The sequence below is a fragment of the Nitrosomonas sp. TNE100 genome, assembly GCF_055387135.1.
Genome location: NZ_AP040997.1, coordinates 757722 through 774272 on the forward strand (window position 1 = coordinate 757722; position 16551 = coordinate 774272).

Here is a 16551-nt window from a genome sequence, read left to right on the forward strand (position 1 = left end):
TTCAGGCCTGTTTACGACGGCGATTCAGGCCAAATCCCAAAAGTCCGGCACCAAACAGCAACAGGCTGGTGGGTTCGGGAATTTCACTGCCACCGCCACCACCATTTTCTATGCTGCGCAGATCGCGAGCCAGTATGTCGAAATTGGAAAGATCTGGAGGGTTACCACCTTTGTTTTTAAAGGTTATCGTGAAAGTTCCTGCATTGTCTTTTTTGATCTCTCTGTCATCAAAGAAGTAAAAGGCACTGTTGTTACCGCCGTGTATAAAAACGAGAAAATCCATCTGGAATGGATCAGACCATGGACTAACTGCTAAGGTCCATGTGCCTTCTTTGGTTCCAGAGGCGGTTAATGAAAATGTAATACCCTCGTATGCGCCAGAAGCAAGTGCTCCTTTCTTGGATTGTAATAAACCTGTCCATGTTCCGGCAGTGTTGTCAGGTGGTAATCCAGTATCAAAAAATAATTGATTATCATTTGCATAGTTTGTAACTGTAGCGAGATCCTCACTTTTTATACTTCCCAAGCCATTTTCAATGAAGCTATCTGATGCAACGTCGTTAAAAGTTACATCCCCAACCGCACCTGCATTCGCAGTACCAACAATCATCGTCAACATTGCGCAGGCGATACCTGTTTTTAGCGTAGTTGTCAGACGAGTTGCATACTTCTTCTGAGGGGTGGCGATATACTCGCCGTAAAAAGTTTTATCCAATTTTGTCATTATAATTTTCCTCCTGAAATCTTATTATTAATTGATGAAATTCTATCCATTATATTAAGCACAAAACATGCCATATTATTAATTGATTGAAACATAATGAATATTTGCAGGCAACTTCATCAGAAGAATATTTATGTAAAATTTATCGACAAAAAAATGCCCTGTGAGAATAGGGCACTGAATGTTGGAAATTAAAAATAATAAAATGATTAATCAGGGAGTTTTTACAAAATCCTGGTATTACGATGCTCTTTGGGCTGTGGCAACCCAGATCAAAGCCGCTGGATTGCCTCAGGACAGGATGAAAGTTATACAGCCTTCCTAATTCCTGACGCTGACAGTTTGGCTGACAAATTCGCCATCCACGTTACCAGCTTCCACGGTAACGGTAAGCGTGCTGCCGCGCGGGGCGCTATCCCATGTATTCCAGCGGTAATTCAACGAGTTGCCGTCAATAGTAGTAAGGATGTTGCCATTCACTTTCAGGTTGATTTTGCGGGTGTTATTGTCGGCTTTCACTTTGACGTTCTCAAAAAGGCTGACTTTCTGTCCATCCTTGAGATTGAACTGGTTAATTTTGGGTAAAGGTGCTTTCTGTGGATTGTTGTCGGAATTTTTTACACTGACCACCACCGGTGAGGAAGTGCCCCGATTACCGGCAGCATCAAACGCATACGTCACCAGGGTATAGCTGCCATCGGCCAGCGTGGTGGTATTCCAGGTAAAACGGTTGCCCGGTTCGGTGTCTTCCATCGTCTGCTTGCCGTTAATGTGCAGTTCTGTACGCGCCACGCCGATGTTGTCGGAAAAATTTACACTTACGGGTACGTTACCGGAGACTGTGCCACCAGTGGGAGAGGTGATGCTGATGGTCGGCGGTGTGGTATCTGCCGCCGTATTTTTTACGGTGACTTTAACCGGGGCAGAGGTGCCCTGGTTACCGGCAGTATCAAATGCATACGCTACCAGGGTGTAGCTGCCGTCCGCCAGTGTGCTGGTATCCCAGGCGAAGGCGAAAGGTGGCTGGGTATCTTCGATCGCTTTTCTGCCGTTAACGTACAGCTCTACACGCACCACGCCCTTGTTGTCGAAATAATTGACATCCACTAACACATCTCCCAACACTGTGCCACCAGTGGGGGAGGTGATGCTGATAACCGGCGCAATGTTATCCACGTTAAATTGTGCATAAGCAGCATTTACCGCACCGGCAGCATTAATACGCCCGTGGCCGTAGTAGGCGTCATGGCCGGGATCACCGAGATCGAGAGAGGTAGTTTTGAGTATCTGATCGACATCTGCCGGGGCCAGATCCGGATTGGCGGAGAACATCAGTGCAGCGGTGGCGGCGACAATCGGGCTGGAGAAGGACGTGCCGGAAACGGAGCCGTACCCGCCGCCGCGCGTAGTGGTGTAAATACTTGCTCCAGGTGCAGCAACATCCACTGCGGGGCCGTAGCTGGACCAGCTGGCGCGTGTATCGTTACTGCCTGTTGCCGAGGCAACGATCAGCGCATCGCTGGGGGCATAACTGATATATCCGCTGGAATTGCCTGCGGCGACGACCACCACGCCTCCTTTGCTGCGCATATAGTTGGCAGCGGATTGCACAGTCAAGCTGCCGGCTGCGCCTTCATAGCTGATGTTGGCAACACGCGCGCCGTGATCAGCCGCCCAGCGAATGCCATCTGCCATGGCGCTGAAATAGGCGTAAGCGTTGGGATTGGCAATGCGTATTGGCATGATGCGTGCATTCCAGGCTACCCCGGCGCTGCCAATACCGTTATTGGCCGCTGCTGCCGCTGAACCGGCCACTTTGGTGCCGTGGCCATGTACATCGCTGGCATCGTCGTTACCATTGTAAATATTCCAGCCGGGAACCATGTTGGCGGCCAGATCAGGATGGTTACTGTCCACCCCGGTATCAAGAACAGCAATGGTTACGCCATCACCAGTAGCAATATCCCAGGCGACAGGTGCCTGGATTTTGGGTAGCGCCCAACTGCTGTTGAATGCGGGATCAGAAACCATTTGCGCTGGGCCAACCAGTTGATCCAGCTCAACCGCCTTGAAACGGCGATCTTTTTTGAGCTTGTTCATGACCTTGATTTCATCCACGCCATCGGGCAATTCGTAAATATGCGCACTTAGTCTGCTGAGTTTACGTTTGGATTTGACGCCATGCGGTCTGATGGCCTTATCAAACTCTTTTGCGGTCAACCCGGCACGCGGAATGAGCAGCAGACGACCTTTCGCCCAGCGGGAGGGAGAAGCGGTGGTTTTACTGGTTGATTTAGATCTGGCAGCTTCCCGAATATCCTTGCCTGGATTGGCATGGCTATTGCTGGAGAAGATGATCAGGAGAAACAGAAGAATTGAAAAACTGAAGCAATGATATAAGTGATCTGAAAATGGCAAATGAATTGATCTTGCATTTGACATGCACGGCTCCTTGGAAAGATAGGTTATAACGAAGCCGACCCGCAGTACGCATACCTGTATGAAGAAAGGGAGTGGATGCGAACTTCGGCAGTCCCGCTTTCCTGATGCAATCAGGATCGGAAACTTTGCGCCCCTGCCTCACGACAGGTTGGCCTTTGTCGGTTCTACATGATGCAAGACTGGATAACGACAGTTTCAGCGCTACTCTTTATACACATTGTGCTTGGCCAGTGTTGCACTGTGCTGGATTGCTTTGCACTGCTGTGCTCGCAAAGAGCGGGGTGGAGTATACCCATATCAATAAATGCATACCCTGCGAATTATAATTTTAGTGGTTTCGTACCAGGTTGCTTGCCGTTGCCCGTAAAATAGTGTGGAATATGCCGCATGAAAAACGACCAAAAATACAACATCAAGGTGCAAGTGCGTACCACTTATCTGCAGGATCAATCCGATCCCGCGCAGGAGCAGTATGTGTTTGCTTATACGATTACGATCAATAATATCGGCAGCGTGGCTTCGCAGCTGGTGAGCCGTCACTGGATCATCACTGGTGGCGATGGGGAGACACGGGAGGTGCGCGGATTGGGCGTGGTGGGAGAGCAGCCGCTACTTAAACCCGGCGAAAGTTTTGAATACACCAGCGGCACTGCGATTTCCTCAATCGCGGGTTCCATGAAAGGCTCTTATCAGATGGTGGCCGAGGATGGTTTTCATTTTTCGGTGGAAATTCCTGAGTTCATTCTGAGTGTGCCGCGCGTGCTGCACTGATTTGCAAACATCATGCCTGCAGACGTTATGCCTTACGGTACGCTATATCTGATCCCGACCCCGTTGGGGGAAGGCGATCTTAGCTGGATACTCCCTGCCGGAGTTCAGCAGCGAATCAGCCTGCTGGGGCGATTCATCGTCGAACATCCTAAAACAGCGCGTCATTTTCTTAAACAGGTAAATCCACTGTGCGTTGTGCAAACGCTCAAACTGGAAGTGCTGGATGAGCATACTCCCGCCGCTGAGTTGGAGGCACTGCTGGCGCCATTGCTTGCCGGGGAGGATATTGGTTTGTTGTCCGAGGCAGGCTGTCCGGCGATTGCTGATCCCGGCGGGATGCTTGTCCGGCTGGCACATCGCAGGCAGATTCGGGTGGTGCCGTTTGTTGGTCCTTCTGCAATTTTGCTGGCGTTGATGGCTTCCGGGCTGAACGGCCAGCGCTTCCGCTTTCATGGCTACCTGCCGGTTGCCCCGGAGGTGCGCAATAAAAAGATTATCCAGCTGGAAAAGGCATCCATCGCGGCGGATGAGACCCAGATTTTTATCGAAACACCTTACCGCAACCGGAAATTGCTGGAGGCACTAGTGCAGCAATGCCATGTGGAAACGGATTTATGTGTGGCCTGTAATCTGACCCAGGCAGATGAGGTTGTCCTGACGCAAATGATCAGTGAATGGCGGCCAGGCAGCAACTGGCCGGATCTGCACAAGAAACCGACGGTATTTTTACTGCATGGGCGGGGTTAAAGTAAACCCTGAAGCGGCTGCTGGATTACTTCGGCGTACTGCCTCAGGTATTTAGGGAATCTCTGTACGGTGGTTCTTACCCGCTTTTTAAGCCGATCTGCTTTTCATCCAGCGTTTCATAATGACGACAGCGGTGAGATCGCCTGTGACGTTGATAGTCGTGCGGCACATGTCAAGGATACGGTCAACACCGAAAATAATACCGATGCCGGCGGGAGGTACGCCGATGCCGGATAAAATGGTGGCCAGCACGACAATGCCAACGCCAGGGGTGGCGGGAGTGCCGATTGATGCACCCACGATGACGCACATCAGCAAGGCCATCTCGGTGAAACTCAGATCCACGCCGAAGATCTGACACAGGAAAATAGCAGCTACAGCCTGATAAAGTCCGGTGCCGTCCATGTTGATGGTTGCACCAATGGGGATGACGAAGCGGCTGATATCTTCACTGACACCCAGGTTGTTTTCTGCGGTACGGATGGATACTGGCATCACAGCTGCCGAGCTGGAGGTTGAAAAGGCCAGTAGTTGCACTTCACGGATCGCTCGTAAAAAAGTAGTTGGTGAATGGCCACCAAATACGGTTGCTCCGAACAGATACAAACTGAGAATAATGGCCAGCCCCGATAGTACAGAGGTCATATACCAGCCAATGGCGCTGAGGGCGTCAAAGCCCAGGTGAATCATGGCGTCGGTCATCAGGCCAAATACGGCATAAGGTGCCAATGCCATGGCCCAGTCGATAATTTGCATCGCGGCGCCTTGCCCGAACTGACATAGTGCCTCAAATGGTTTTACGATCTCGCGCGGCATGGTCAGCGCGGCAACACCAAAAAAGATGGCGATGATCACAATTTTGAGCATGTCGACGTGCAAAGCTGCTTCGACAAAATTGGAAGGAATCAGACGGGTAATGCGTTGTGGAACAGTCAGTTCATCCAGTATCGGTGTGCTGGAGGTCGATATTGCATCCGTTGCCATTGCATGGGCACTGGCACCCATCATGTGTCCTGGCTGGATAAAGAGAGAGAGTGCCAGGCCGATTGTGACTGCTACAAAAGAAGTCGCTATGAAATAGGGCACGATAAATGTACCCATCTTCTTTAGCTGCCGGGGTGAGCCGCTGCTCAGAATGCCCAGTACGATGGAGCAGATGATTAGCGGAATTACTACCATTTTCAGGATTTCCAGAAATACGGTACCGGGCAGGGCAATCCATTCTGCCGCAGTGAGTGCGATTTCATTTTCCAGCAATGCAAAGCCGCCGGGGGATAATGCAAGCCCTGTGATCGTGCCTAATCCCATCCCCAATAAGATCCTTGCCCATAGCTGCTGGGCAAGCAAAGAGCGCACAGATGTGAATATTTGCTGGTATCTGAAAAATGTCACGGCTAGCTTGCAAAGATTGGAGGTTGGACGTGACTCGGATTGCGAGTGGCCTTGATAGTTTGTAACGAAACCGGTCGCCAGGTTGTTAGAACCTGTTCAATAGCTTACTGAAGGGCGCATTACGGCGTTGAAATTGAACTCAAAATGTTCACTCACATACTTCAAGTATGCTCTGCTTTCTCGTTCAATTTTGCCTTGCACTGCATCCCTTGATCGAGATCTTGAACAGGTTCTTACAACATTGGTTGAATGATTGCTTCGATTTGCCGTTTTTTGATTCGCCCCAGGTGGGTATCGACGATCGTGCCATTGCGATCAATTGTGACGGTAAAAGGCAGGGCGCCTTGCGGGTTGCCCATGGCTTCTGTCAGGGTAAAGGCATCGAATTCTCCGACCAGTACGGGGTAGTTAATGTTGAATTCCTTGCTGAACGCGGTTACTTTTTCGGCATTGTCTATGGCAATTCCAACGATAACCAGATCTTTCTGGTGGTATGTTGCATAGGTATCAATCAATTCCGGAATTTCATCCCGACAGGGCAGGCACCAGGTTGCCCAGAAATTGATAACAATGATTTTTCCCCGCCATTGCGACATGGCCTGGGGGATACCTTCCGGGGTGGATAACGTTGTGTTGAAGAATGTTTCTGCTGCAGCTTTCTTGACGTTATCCGGCAGGGAGGTTGTGATACCCATTTCTCTGGATTTGTAGGCAATACCAGCGGCCAGTGAAAGAATGGCAACAATAATGTAGAACGAAAACTTGTTGGGCTTGGACATAAAGGATTCCGGAAAGAAGTAGATATTTACGCGGTACAACAGATACCGGATCAATTTGGCATTTGCTGTACCGGCGCACTCAAGACGCAGCGAGTATCGCTATGTCTGCAAAATGGTGTAAGTGTGGCTGGTCGCTGTCTGGTTGTCAGAGCAGTATTGCATCCAGCACGGTAACAAAGTCTTTTTTGTCGAGGTAGCCAATAATCTTGATGTCAGGAATCTCAACTCCCTGCTTATCAAAAAACAGAATTCCAGGTGGACCGAAGAGTTTGAAACGCTTGAGCAGTTCGGCGTCATCTGCTGTTCCTTCGGTTACGTTGATCTGAACCAGTTCGACATTCTTCAAACGCGCCTGGACCTGTGGATCGGTAAAGGTGAAGCGTTCCATTTCCTTGCAGGAAATACACCAGTCGGCGTAAAAGTCGATCATGACGTAACGTCCCTGCGATTGGCGGATGAGTTCATCCAGCTCTGCAACTGTTTTTATTTGCTTGAATGGCAGGGGGGCATTCATGCCAGCCGGGGATTCAGCAAGCTGTGCGGAAGGGAGGGATGCAGTCAGGTTAAATTTCGACAAGGGTTGCAGGACATCCCGACTGCCGGAAAGTACGCCGATGAGTAATGCCACACCGGTCAGTAATGCAATAACGCCGATCCCCTTGAGAAATTTACTGAAGCCAGAGGCCTGATTGGGTAGTGGATCAAGCGCATGCAGGTAGATGGCTGAAATGATCAGTAACGCTGCCCAGAGCAGCATGTGGACGACTTCTGTAATTACGGGAGAGATCAGCCAGATGGCCACGGCCAGCAGCAGGACACCAAAAAATTGCTGAATGGATCTCATCCACGCCCCAGCTTTAGGCAATAGCGCGCCAGCAGAAACACCGAGCAACAGCAGTGGAACGCCCATTCCCAATGCCATGACAAACAGGGCGGATCCGCCCAGCACTACATCACGAGTCTGGCTGATATAGATCAATGCGCCAGCCAGTGGGGCGGCAACACAGGGGCTGACGATCAGTGCGGACAGTGCGCCCATCCCAAACACGCCAGCCAGTTGGCCGCCCTTGAAATGACTGGTTTCTTCCATCAGCTTGTTTTGTATGAAAGCAGGCATTTGCAGTTCGTAGAAACCAAACATGGAGAATGCCAGTGCAGTAAAGATGAGTGCGAATGTTCCCAGTACCCAGGCATTTTGCAGTGCGGTGGATAGCATGGCCCCGGATAAGCCTGCGGCAGCACCAGCTGCGGCATAAGTGATCGACATCCCCAGTACATAGGCCAGTGCCAGTATGAAGCCGCGTGTTTTCGACATTTGCTGTCCTTTGCTGGCGATGATTCCGGACAGAATTGGCAACATGGGGAATACGCAGGGCGTGAAAGCGAGCAGCACGCCAATGCCAAAAAAGCCACTCAGAATCAGCCAGAAATTGCCGCTGGCGAACAGGCGTTCTATTTTGTAGGACTCTGTTTCAAATAATGGAGCAGGTTTGGCAGGTGGTTGAAACAATTCGGCAGTGGAATCTGCGCTGGCTGCTTGTACATTGCTGCTGATGGCACCGGCGGCTGTGTCCACCACGGCCTTCAGGGCGGGCAGCAGTAGTTCATTTTCTTTGTTGATCGGCGCATAGCACACACCGATTGGTTCGTTACAACCCTGGTAGGTAGCAGAGAGGGATAGCTGCTCCGGAGCAGATGATTCGCGGCGCAGTGTGATAACAGCTTCCAATGGCTGGTAGTACACTTCAGTGTTGCCAAAGAGCTGGTCATTCTTCATTTTCCCTGATGGCAGGGTGACTTGCTCAATGTGAATCCCTTCACTCTTTGATTCAAAAGCAATCTTGTCACGATAAAGATAGTAATCCCTGGCCGGTGCCAGGCGGGCAATCAGTGTGTGATCATCCCGTACTTCGAGGGACAGCTTGAAGGCCTCATCCGGTGGCAACAATTCCTGCTCGGTCTGATCGATACTCATCCCCAATCGTTGCAGAATACTCATCAACCCCCCGGACCGGCTTTCTTCGGCCATGGTGTGCGTACTGATCAAGCATAGTGACAGTAAAATCAAAATGAATTTTATCCAGCGCATTGGTTATCCTGGTTAAACATCTGTTTCGGTTGTTTCATTAGCGACCCACTGCAAGTAAGCAGGCAACCCGTTATCGAGAGGGACAGCAATAACTTCAGGGAGTTCGTAGGGGTGCTGTGATTTGATCGTTTGTTCCACAGCTTGGTATCGTTGCCGGGTAGTTTTGATCAGAACCGGTATTTCACTGGCCGTTTCAATTTGACCCTGCCAGCGATAAATTGAAGTGCATCCCTGCAGGATATTGACACATGCTGCCAGCTGTTGGTCAACCAGTACTTTTGCCAGCTTCCTGGCGCTTGTTTCATCCGGAAGGTTGGTCAGAATGAGTAAAATTCGAGATGATTCGGTCATTTCATGTGGTTTTAGGTATTGTTGCCCCGGCATAATAATGATCTAAGTTTCTATGATATTCTATTGTAGTTTAAATGCGGTTTCTCGTGGCAATGAGCAAGATAGTGTGAGACAGTACAATGAAGAATCTGTTTTTGTTACTCCAATCCCTTATGATCATTTTTCCGATTGGTGTTTTCTTTACCTACATCATTATGGATGAAGGTGATCAGTTTACCTATGAACATTATCTAATGACGACACTGAGTTCCATTCCCTTTTTTCTGGTTCTGCTGATTAAATATTTTATATCAGGATTTGATGACAACAAGTAGCGTTAGCGTTTCCAGATCAGGTCCGCGTAAAAACCGGATGTTTTGGTATGTGTTAACAGTGGCCGTACTATTTTGTTTCCGGAACCAGCCACTATAAGTGAAATGAGTAGACTTACCCATCTTCTGATTATTTCTATCGTTTGTGTATGTATATTGCCACTGCCGGCTCGGGCTGAAAAAGGCTATGCCAGCGATCAGGTGGAAGTGTTAGTACGAACGGGCCCCAGTCATAAACATGCAATTGTGAAGGTGTTGAAAAGTGGTGCTGAGCTAGAAGTGCTGGAGCGCGACCGGAAGAGCGGGTATGCCAGGGTCAGGACAGCTGGTGGTGCTGAAGGATGGGTGTTGACACGGCACCTGATGGCCGAGCCGGCAGCGAGAGTGTTACTCGAAGCATTAAGCAACCAGTTTTCAGGCGATGACAATCGCCCGGATAATCCGCGTGCGCAGGCTGATCTTATCAGGCATGAGTATGAAACACTGATGCAACGGGCAACGATGCTTGAGAAGAATAACAATCAACTGGAGGCGGAGCTATCCAAAATAAAGCAGTTGGCCGCCAATGCTGTACAGCTTGATAATCAGAATCAGGAACTACGGCAGCAAACAGATGTTTTAACGGCAAAACTTGGCAAACTTGAGCAAGAAAATCAGACGCTGGGCAAGCAGGTCGAACGTGAGTGGTTTTACGCTGGAGGATTGGTGCTGTTTGCCGGTTTATTTTTGGGGCTAGTTATTCCACGTATTCAATGGCGCAAACGGTCACGCTACAGTGATTTTTCTTAAGGGTACCTCGTCTGAAAGCCAATCTTCAGAAGTGATCTTAATGCAGGATCAATGCACTCGGGTGCTGAATACGTATTGAAAAATGGTTTTTCTTGCGTGATACCCAGCCACGTACCTCCAACGGCTTGTTCAGATAAGTTTCCAGACGTGGGAATAAGGCCAGATCCTGGTTGGCAATAGAGATGTCGATATTTTTGCCGATGATAAGGCGGCTGAATCGGCGATTGCGTTTGAGTGCCGTGACCTTTACCCGGTAGCGCTGCCAACCAAATGGTTTTTCGGTTAGTTTGACCAGCTGACGTGGCTGGTATTGCTTCATTGACCAGATCCCCAGTTTCTTTGTTTCTGCCCGTTGTTGTGCCTTGATCAGGGTATTGGCATGCAGCAGGTTTGGAGATATCAGTGTGACAACAGCTAGCCCTTTTTCCACCAGAGACAGGTTGATATGTTCTCCATCTGCAAGATATAGATGAGCAAGCATTCTTTTATAGTGATCTTGCGTTTGCCGATCATGTTCCAGATAAACACTGCGTCCTTGTAGTTTTCCTTGCAGCCATTTTTTTGCTTCAATCCCGCCTGGCTCTGCCGGATGAAACCGGTTTTCGATCTCGGGTGCATTCACACCCAGCAATCTTACCCGTTTGTTATTCTCAAGCACGACGGTATCGCCGTCGATAACTCTAGTGACCCGATATTTGCTCCGTACTGGCTGAGCAGCAAGTTGCAGAGGTTTTGCAGTTGGGGTGGGGATATCAGAATAGAGGATTCGACCATGGGGATTGATAGAGCGATAGATGGTGTCAGCCAGCCCCGGTTGGGCATGCAGAAAAATCAGAAAGATTGTAAAGAGACAAAATTTCAGGAAAGAGAGTGACGGGTTGAGTGGTATCCGGGGGGCTCTGGTAAAATGCATGAATTGGATTATGTTAGGGGAATGTTCGGGTTGGAATGTCTATGCGGCCAGTATTGGAATTAGGATGCAACCTTGGAGATGTTACGCATGTCACTGAAATTTTGGAAGTTAAAAGACAAAAACTGATGGCTACCAGTCCGTTGATTGAATTCAGGAACGTTAATTTTGCCTACGGTACCCGGCCAATTCTGAAAGGTGTCGATATGAGCATATCGCGCGGACAGGTGATTGCCATCATGGGAGGGAGCGGGTCAGGAAAAACGACGCTATTGCGGTTGATTGGAGGTGAAATCAGGCCTTTGGTTGGATCTGTCAGCGTAGCGGGGCAGGTTGTACATGAGCTAGGCCGGAATGAGTTATTCAAGTTACGACGTAAAATGGGTATGCTATTCCAGTTTGGTGCATTATTTACCGATTTGTCAGTGTTCGATAATGTTGCTTTTCAGATGCGTGAACACACGAATTTGCCTGAATCAATGATCCGGGATCTGGTGCTGATGAAATTGCACGCGGTCGGTTTGCGTGGTGCCCAGCATCTGATGCCGGCACAGCTTTCTGGCGGAATGGCGCGGCGCGTGGCACTGGCGCGTTCGATTGCGCTGGATCCTATGCTGATGATGTTCGACGAACCGTTTACTGGTCTGGATCCAATATCATTGAGCGTGATTGGCAGTTTGATTCGCCGCTTGACCGATACACTCGGCATGACTTCCATTATGGTGACACATGACATTCAGGAGTCGCTGCGGATTGTTGATTACGTTTATTTTCTGGCCGACGGGGTGATTGCTGCGCACGGAACGCCTGATGAGGTACGTGCATCAAAAGTGCCGTTCGTACACCAGTTCGTTCATGGTGAAATAGATGGCCCGGTGCCCTTTCATTACCAGGCACAGGCTTATTCTCAGGATTTGGGAATAGGCGTTGGAAGCAATGCCTGACTGGATATTATCAGCATGAATACAGGGAGTGATCAGTTTGGCTAGACGGATCAGGATCGTTATCGAATCCATTGGGCATAGGATGGTTGATAGCATCTGGCGACTTGGATGTGCAACTCATTTTATGCTGTTGGTATTGCTGAAATCTGTTCCCGGTTTTCTGCGTTTTCGTTTGATTACGCGCGAGATCTATTATGCCGGAGTGATGTCGCTGATTATTATTCTGGTATCCGGGCTATTTGTCGGCATGGTGCTGGGATTGCAGGGTTATGAAACGCTGCAGAAATTTGGTTCCGAATCAGCGGTGGGAACATTGGTGGCGTTATCTCTGGTGCGCGAACTGGGGCCAGTGATTGCTGCATTGCTGTTTGCCAGCCGGGCAGGTTCAGCCATGACTGCCGAAATCGGACTGATGAAAGCAACCGAGCAACTGGCCGCCATGGGTATGATGGCAGTGGACCCGATCGCGCGCATCGTTGCGCCGCGATTCTGGGGTGGAGTTTTTTCGATGCCGTTGCTGGCTGCCATGTTTTCTGTGATGGGTGTGTTTGGTGGCTATCTGGTGACGGTGATTTTTATCGGTGTGGACGAGGGCTCTTTTTGGTCACAGATGCAAAGCTCGGTTGATTTCCGTTATGACATTGTAAATGGTGTCATCAAAAGCTGTTTCTTTGGTGTGGTGGTGACGGCCATTGCCGTGTTTGAAGGATTTGATGCACCGCCAACGGCAGAGGGGGTGTCGGGCGCAACGACCCGTACAGTGGTTACTTCCGCGCTGGCAATTTTGGGTCTGGATTTTGTTTTAACTGCATTTATGTTCAGAGGGGTAAGCTGATGCAACGTACCATGATGGATTTTTGGGTGGGCCTGTTCGTCATGGCGGGGATTGGTGCATTGCTGATTCTGGGGTTAAAAGTAGGTAACCTTACGGATTTTCAGACAGATAAAAGCTATGTACTGGTGGGTAATTTCGAGAATATCGGTGGTTTAAAGGTACGTGCGCCCGTAAAAAGTGCGGGTGTAGTGGTGGGCCGTGTCACAGATATTCAGTTTGATGTGCAGACCTATGATGCGGTGGTAACCATGAAGGTGGATACGCGCTATCGGTTTCCTAAGGATACATTTGCTAGCATTTTGACCTCAGGGTTGTTGGGGGAACAGTATATCGGATTATTACCAGGTGGGGATGAGGAGATGCTCGCAGATGGTGAAAAGATTATGAAAACCAACTCGGCGATTGTGTTGGAGGAGATGATCGGGCGCTTCTTGTTCGATAAGGCTTCAGAGAAAAAAAATTTGGATCCGGAAATTTGAAACAGGCGATAAAACATGAAATTATTATTTAATAAGATTATTTTTCTGGCGTTACTGGTTATTGCGCTCCCTGCAGCAGCACAGGACTCTTCACCTGATGCACTGATTAGAAATACAGTTGATGAAGTGATCACCATACTCAATCAGGATGATGGTATCAGGGCAGGCAACCAGGATAAGGTATTAAATCTTATCCGGGAAAAAATATTGCCGCATTTTAACTTCACACGCATGACCCAGCTGGCGATGGGTAAAAATTGGTCACTTGCCGGTCCGGAACAAAAGAAATCACTGGTTAGGGAATTCCGCACGTTACTGGTGCGAACCTATTCCAACTCGCTGACCAGCTATCGTGATGAGATCATCAAGGTCAGCCCAACCAATGTCAACCCGCAGGATACCAGGGCAACAGTCAAGACTCAGGTGATCCAGGGGAGTGGTAAACAGCCGGTGCCGATCGACTATTCCATGGAAAAAAGTAGCAATGGCTGGAAGGTTTACGATGTAACTGTTGCCGGTGTCAGTCTGGTGACCAATTATCGGGGCACCTTTAACAGTCAGATCAGAAACGGTGGTGTGGATGGTCTGATCACAGCACTTGTGGAGAAAAATACATCCATGCAGAGCAAGTAAACAGGCATGGATACGGAAACCGGTATTCGCGTGGAGAAAGATCGTCTTTTTATTCATGGTCCGATAGTTTACGATAATGCGGTTGAAGTCACTCGAGCAGGTGTGGCGGCAATCAAGCTGGACAATCGGGTGATAGACCTGGCAGAGGTTACCCAGGTGGATTCTTCGGCTGTTAGTATGCTACTTGAATGGGTACGTGCTACTCAGATACACGGCCGGAAAATTGAATTTATCAACCTGCCGGGAAATCTGGTTGGTCTTATTGAGTTATATGACGTAGATACTTTAATTCCATCCGGCTGTACAGGTAAATCCGATTGATCGGGCAGGTGTTACCGTTCCTTGTTTTGTTTAATAAATTCTGATTGTTTCCCGTGATGAGATGACCCCAGCTATCGAGATACAGCGGCTAGGCAAGTGCTATGGTGCGCTGGTTGCGCTGGATAATGTCGATCTGGTTATTCAGCCAGGTGAATTCTTCGCGTTGTTGGGCCCTAATGGTGCAGGTAAAACCACGCTGATCAGTATCCTGGCTGGTTTAACCCGTGCAAGTCATGGGACTGCCAGCGTTATGGGGTACGATGTCTTGTCCGGTTATCGTGAAGCGCGAAAAAGGCTGGGTGTGGTTCCACAGGAACTGGTATACGATCCCTTTTTCACCGTACGTGAAACACTGGTGATCCAGTCAGGTTATTTCGGTCTTAAACGAAATGATGTCTGGATTGATGAAATTTTGCATCATCTTGATCTCACAGAAAAAGCACATGCGAATGTACGCGCCTTGTCAGGTGGTATGAAGCGGCGTTTATTGATCGCACAGGCATTAGTACATAAACCTCCGGTGATTATTCTTGATGAACCGACAGCAGGCGTAGATGTGGATTTACGTCAAAGTTTGTGGCAATTCATCCGGCAACTTAATCTTCAGGGGCATACGATTGTTCTGACCACGCATTATCTGGAAGAGGCCGAAGCCTTGTGTAATCGTGTGGCGGTGCTCAAGCAGGGAAAAATTATCGCACTTGATAGTATGCATAACCTTGTGCACAGCACGCGGGGTTACACACTGGAGTTTCGTTTGTCTTCGGAGAAATTGCCATCCGGTTTACAGGCATGGCCAGGTAAACAGGATGGCTGTCTGCACAGTCTGAAAATAAAGGACAGTTCAGAGATTGAAACGGCGTTGTCAATATTACGAGAATCTGGAATACAGGTGTTTGATATTAAACTGCTTCAGCCTGACCTTGAGTCGGTATTCATGAAGCTTATGGAAGCTGATTCGGCAGGTAGCGCATGACCGGTTTTTATACCTTGTTTTACAAGGAATTATTGCGTTTCTGGAAAGTCAGTTTGCAGACGATACTGGCGCCAATCTTGTCCAGCTTGCTTTATCTACTGATTTTTTCTCATGTACTTGCTAATCGGGTGCAAGTTTATGATGGTGTTACTTATGCTGTATTTCTGATTCCCGGGTTGGTAATGATGACGGTTTTGCAAAACTCCTTTGCTAATTCATCTTCCAGCCTGATCCAGTCGAAAATAACGGGGAATCTAGTATTCGTCCTGCTGTCACCCCTGTCTTACCTGGAAATCTTTCTGGCCTATATCAGTGCCTCAACATTGCGTGGACTCATGGTTGGCATGGGTGTGTATGCTGCTGCCCTTCTATTTTATCCGTTGCCCCTGCAGTCGCCACTCTGGGTTATATTATTTGCGTTGCTTGGTAGCGCTCTGCTGGGAGTGCTAGGCGTCATTGCCGGGATTATGTCGGATAAGTTTGATCAACTGGCTGCTTTTCAGAATTTCATTATTCTACCGCTGACTTTTCTTTCCGGTGTGTTTTATTCCATTCATTCTCTGCCACCTGTATGGCAGCTTCTGTCGCATCTGAATCCGTTCTTTTACATGATCGATGGTTTCCGCTATGGTTTTTTTGGTATCTCTGATATTTCGCCTTATATCAGCATGAGCGTTGTGCTGTGCTGTCTCATCGTGATTTCAGGGTGGGCATTATGGATGCTGAAAAGCGGCTACAAAATACGCTCGTAAGCGAAATGGAATAGCTTTTATATTTTTATGGATAAGGAGTAGTTGTGGTTACAGCAGAGTCAATCGAACATTCAATTAAAACTGCGTTGCCTTGTACCTGGATCAAGGTAATAGGGGATGACGGCCATCATTTTAGCGCTGTGATCGTCAGCGAGCAGTTTCAGGGGAAGAATATAGTCAAACAGCATCAACTGGTTTATCAGGCGCTTGGTGACCGGATGCGCGAAGAAATCCATGCGTTATCCATGAAAACCTACACGCCCGAACAGTGGGAAACAGCAAAAAAATCAGCTGATTGATTGTATG

At 48.8% G+C, this 16551-nt stretch carries 19 protein-coding genes and 1 riboswitch; of the genes, 12 read left to right on the forward strand and 7 right to left on the reverse strand.

Annotated elements, in window-relative coordinates:
* Position 1 precedes the first annotated feature (1 nt).
* Both ACZ5EJ_RS03720 and ACZ5EJ_RS03725 read right to left on the reverse strand, forming a co-directional pair.
* Entirely contained in the window at positions 2-724 is a 723-nt protein-coding gene (locus tag ACZ5EJ_RS03720) for a PEP-CTERM sorting domain-containing protein (protein WP_464557507.1), read from the reverse strand.
* A 321-nt stretch (positions 725-1045) separates the two neighbouring features.
* Entirely contained in the window at positions 1046-3166 is a 2121-nt protein-coding gene (locus tag ACZ5EJ_RS03725) for a S8 family serine peptidase (protein WP_464557509.1), read from the reverse strand.
* 83 nt (positions 3167-3249) lie between these two features.
* A riboswitch (cyclic di-GMP riboswitch) is annotated at positions 3250-3330 on the reverse strand.
* A gap of 223 nt (positions 3331-3553) precedes the next feature.
* On the opposite strand from ACZ5EJ_RS03725, the gene apaG reads away from it, so the two are divergent.
* Positions 3554-3937: a Co2+/Mg2+ efflux protein ApaG gene (gene apaG / locus ACZ5EJ_RS03730; protein ID WP_074929227.1), complete on the forward strand. Its 384-nt coding sequence runs from the start codon at positions 3554-3556 to the stop codon at positions 3935-3937.
* 12 nt (positions 3938-3949) lie between these two features.
* Positions 3950-4684 carry an SAM-dependent methyltransferase gene (locus tag ACZ5EJ_RS03735; RefSeq protein WP_464557510.1) on the forward strand — a complete coding sequence of 245 codons (735 nt, stop codon included), beginning with the start codon at positions 3950-3952 and terminating at the stop codon, positions 4682-4684.
* Between the two features lie 87 nt (positions 4685-4771).
* On the opposite strand, the gene ACZ5EJ_RS03740 is transcribed toward ACZ5EJ_RS03735, so the two are convergent.
* The 4 genes from ACZ5EJ_RS03740 to cutA form a co-directional block, all read right to left on the reverse strand.
* On the reverse strand, positions 4772-6076 hold the full coding sequence (locus ACZ5EJ_RS03740; RefSeq protein WP_464557511.1) for a dicarboxylate/amino acid:cation symporter: 1305 nt from the start codon (positions 6074-6076) through the stop codon (positions 4772-4774).
* A gap of 233 nt (positions 6077-6309) precedes the next feature.
* Complete coding sequence (locus tag ACZ5EJ_RS03745) at positions 6310-6855, reverse strand: TlpA family protein disulfide reductase (RefSeq protein WP_464557513.1); 546 nt, start codon at positions 6853-6855, stop codon at positions 6310-6312.
* Between the two features lie 145 nt (positions 6856-7000).
* A complete protein-coding gene (gene dsbD / locus ACZ5EJ_RS03750) occupies positions 7001-8944 on the reverse strand; it encodes a protein-disulfide reductase DsbD (RefSeq protein WP_464557514.1) in 1944 nt (647 codons plus the stop codon).
* Positions 8945-8956: 12 nt separating this feature from the next.
* Positions 8957-9295, reverse strand: a complete 339-nt coding sequence (cutA, locus tag ACZ5EJ_RS03755) for a divalent-cation tolerance protein CutA (protein ID WP_041353448.1) — start codon at positions 9293-9295, stop codon at positions 8957-8959.
* A 119-nt stretch (positions 9296-9414) separates the two neighbouring features.
* Here cutA and ACZ5EJ_RS03760 point away from each other — a divergent pair, with 119 nt between their 5' ends.
* Positions 9415-9609 carry a hypothetical protein gene (locus tag ACZ5EJ_RS03760; protein ID WP_011633936.1) on the forward strand — a complete coding sequence of 65 codons (195 nt, stop codon included), beginning with the start codon at positions 9415-9417 and terminating at the stop codon, positions 9607-9609.
* Positions 9610-9711: 102 nt separating this feature from the next.
* Positions 9712-10395, forward strand: a complete 684-nt coding sequence (locus ACZ5EJ_RS03765; RefSeq protein ID WP_011633937.1) for a TIGR04211 family SH3 domain-containing protein — start codon at positions 9712-9714, stop codon at positions 10393-10395.
* 37 nt (positions 10396-10432) lie between these two features.
* On the opposite strand, the gene ACZ5EJ_RS03770 is transcribed toward ACZ5EJ_RS03765, so the two are convergent.
* The gene (locus ACZ5EJ_RS03770; protein WP_011633938.1) at positions 10433-11308 is read right to left on the reverse strand and encodes a thermonuclease family protein; all 876 of its coding nucleotides are present in this window, start codon (positions 11306-11308) and stop codon (positions 10433-10435) included.
* 125 nt (positions 11309-11433) lie between these two features.
* On the opposite strand from ACZ5EJ_RS03770, the gene ACZ5EJ_RS03775 reads away from it, so the two are divergent.
* From ACZ5EJ_RS03775 to ACZ5EJ_RS03810, 8 genes are all read left to right on the forward strand, one after another.
* A complete protein-coding gene (locus tag ACZ5EJ_RS03775; protein ID WP_011633939.1) occupies positions 11434-12249 on the forward strand; it encodes an ABC transporter ATP-binding protein in 816 nt (271 codons plus the stop codon).
* 37 nt (positions 12250-12286) lie between these two features.
* Complete coding sequence (gene mlaE / locus ACZ5EJ_RS03780) at positions 12287-13084, forward strand: lipid asymmetry maintenance ABC transporter permease subunit MlaE (RefSeq protein WP_011633940.1); 798 nt, start codon at positions 12287-12289, stop codon at positions 13082-13084.
* Positions 13084-13563, forward strand: coding sequence for an outer membrane lipid asymmetry maintenance protein MlaD (gene mlaD, locus ACZ5EJ_RS03785; protein ID WP_011633941.1), 480 nt, complete (start codon positions 13084-13086; stop codon positions 13561-13563). Before mlaE ends, mlaD begins: the two co-directional genes overlap by 1 nt.
* A 15-nt stretch (positions 13564-13578) precedes the next feature.
* The gene (locus tag ACZ5EJ_RS03790; RefSeq protein WP_011633942.1) at positions 13579-14196 is read left to right on the forward strand and encodes an MlaC/ttg2D family ABC transporter substrate-binding protein; all 618 of its coding nucleotides are present in this window, start codon (positions 13579-13581) and stop codon (positions 14194-14196) included.
* Positions 14197-14202: 6 nt separating this feature from the next.
* A complete protein-coding gene (locus ACZ5EJ_RS03795) occupies positions 14203-14517 on the forward strand; it encodes an STAS domain-containing protein (protein ID WP_011633943.1) in 315 nt (104 codons plus the stop codon).
* A gap of 61 nt (positions 14518-14578) precedes the next feature.
* Complete coding sequence (locus ACZ5EJ_RS03800; protein ID WP_011633944.1) at positions 14579-15493, forward strand: ABC transporter ATP-binding protein; 915 nt, start codon at positions 14579-14581, stop codon at positions 15491-15493.
* Entirely contained in the window at positions 15490-16245 is a 756-nt protein-coding gene (locus ACZ5EJ_RS03805; RefSeq protein WP_011633945.1) for an ABC transporter permease, read from the forward strand. Before ACZ5EJ_RS03800 ends, ACZ5EJ_RS03805 begins: the two co-directional genes overlap by 4 nt.
* A gap of 44 nt (positions 16246-16289) precedes the next feature.
* Entirely contained in the window at positions 16290-16544 is a 255-nt protein-coding gene (locus ACZ5EJ_RS03810; RefSeq protein WP_074455525.1) for a BolA family protein, read from the forward strand.
* Positions 16545-16551: the final 7 nt, after the last annotated feature.

Excerpts from the sequence above, each read along its gene's own strand:
- ACZ5EJ_RS03720 (WP_464557507.1), bottom strand. The coding sequence starts at position 724 with ATGACAAAATTGGATAAAACTTTTTACGGCGAGTATATCGCCACCCCT.
- ACZ5EJ_RS03725 (WP_464557509.1), bottom strand. The coding sequence starts at position 3,166 with ATGTCAAATGCAAGATCAATTCATTTGCCATTTTCAGATCACTTATAT.
- apaG (WP_074929227.1), top strand. The coding sequence starts at position 3,554 with ATGAAAAACGACCAAAAATACAACATCAAGGTGCAAGTGCGTACCACT.
- ACZ5EJ_RS03735 (WP_464557510.1), top strand. The coding sequence starts at position 3,950 with ATGCCTGCAGACGTTATGCCTTACGGTACGCTATATCTGATCCCGACC.
- ACZ5EJ_RS03745 (WP_464557513.1), bottom strand. The coding sequence starts at position 6,855 with ATGTCCAAGCCCAACAAGTTTTCGTTCTACATTATTGTTGCCATTCTT.
- dsbD (WP_464557514.1), bottom strand. The coding sequence starts at position 8,944 with ATGCGCTGGATAAAATTCATTTTGATTTTACTGTCACTATGCTTGATC.
- cutA (WP_041353448.1), bottom strand. The coding sequence starts at position 9,295 with ATGACCGAATCATCTCGAATTTTACTCATTCTGACCAACCTTCCGGAT.
- ACZ5EJ_RS03760 (WP_011633936.1), top strand. The coding sequence starts at position 9,415 with ATGAAGAATCTGTTTTTGTTACTCCAATCCCTTATGATCATTTTTCCG.
- ACZ5EJ_RS03765 (WP_011633937.1), top strand. The coding sequence starts at position 9,712 with ATGAGTAGACTTACCCATCTTCTGATTATTTCTATCGTTTGTGTATGT.
- ACZ5EJ_RS03770 (WP_011633938.1), bottom strand. The coding sequence starts at position 11,308 with ATGCATTTTACCAGAGCCCCCCGGATACCACTCAACCCGTCACTCTCT.
- ACZ5EJ_RS03775 (WP_011633939.1), top strand. The coding sequence starts at position 11,434 with ATGGCTACCAGTCCGTTGATTGAATTCAGGAACGTTAATTTTGCCTAC.
- mlaD (WP_011633941.1), top strand. The coding sequence starts at position 13,084 with ATGCAACGTACCATGATGGATTTTTGGGTGGGCCTGTTCGTCATGGCG.
- ACZ5EJ_RS03790 (WP_011633942.1), top strand. The coding sequence starts at position 13,579 with ATGAAATTATTATTTAATAAGATTATTTTTCTGGCGTTACTGGTTATT.
- ACZ5EJ_RS03795 (WP_011633943.1), top strand. The coding sequence starts at position 14,203 with ATGGATACGGAAACCGGTATTCGCGTGGAGAAAGATCGTCTTTTTATT.
- ACZ5EJ_RS03800 (WP_011633944.1), top strand. The coding sequence starts at position 14,579 with ATGACCCCAGCTATCGAGATACAGCGGCTAGGCAAGTGCTATGGTGCG.
- ACZ5EJ_RS03805 (WP_011633945.1), top strand. The coding sequence starts at position 15,490 with ATGACCGGTTTTTATACCTTGTTTTACAAGGAATTATTGCGTTTCTGG.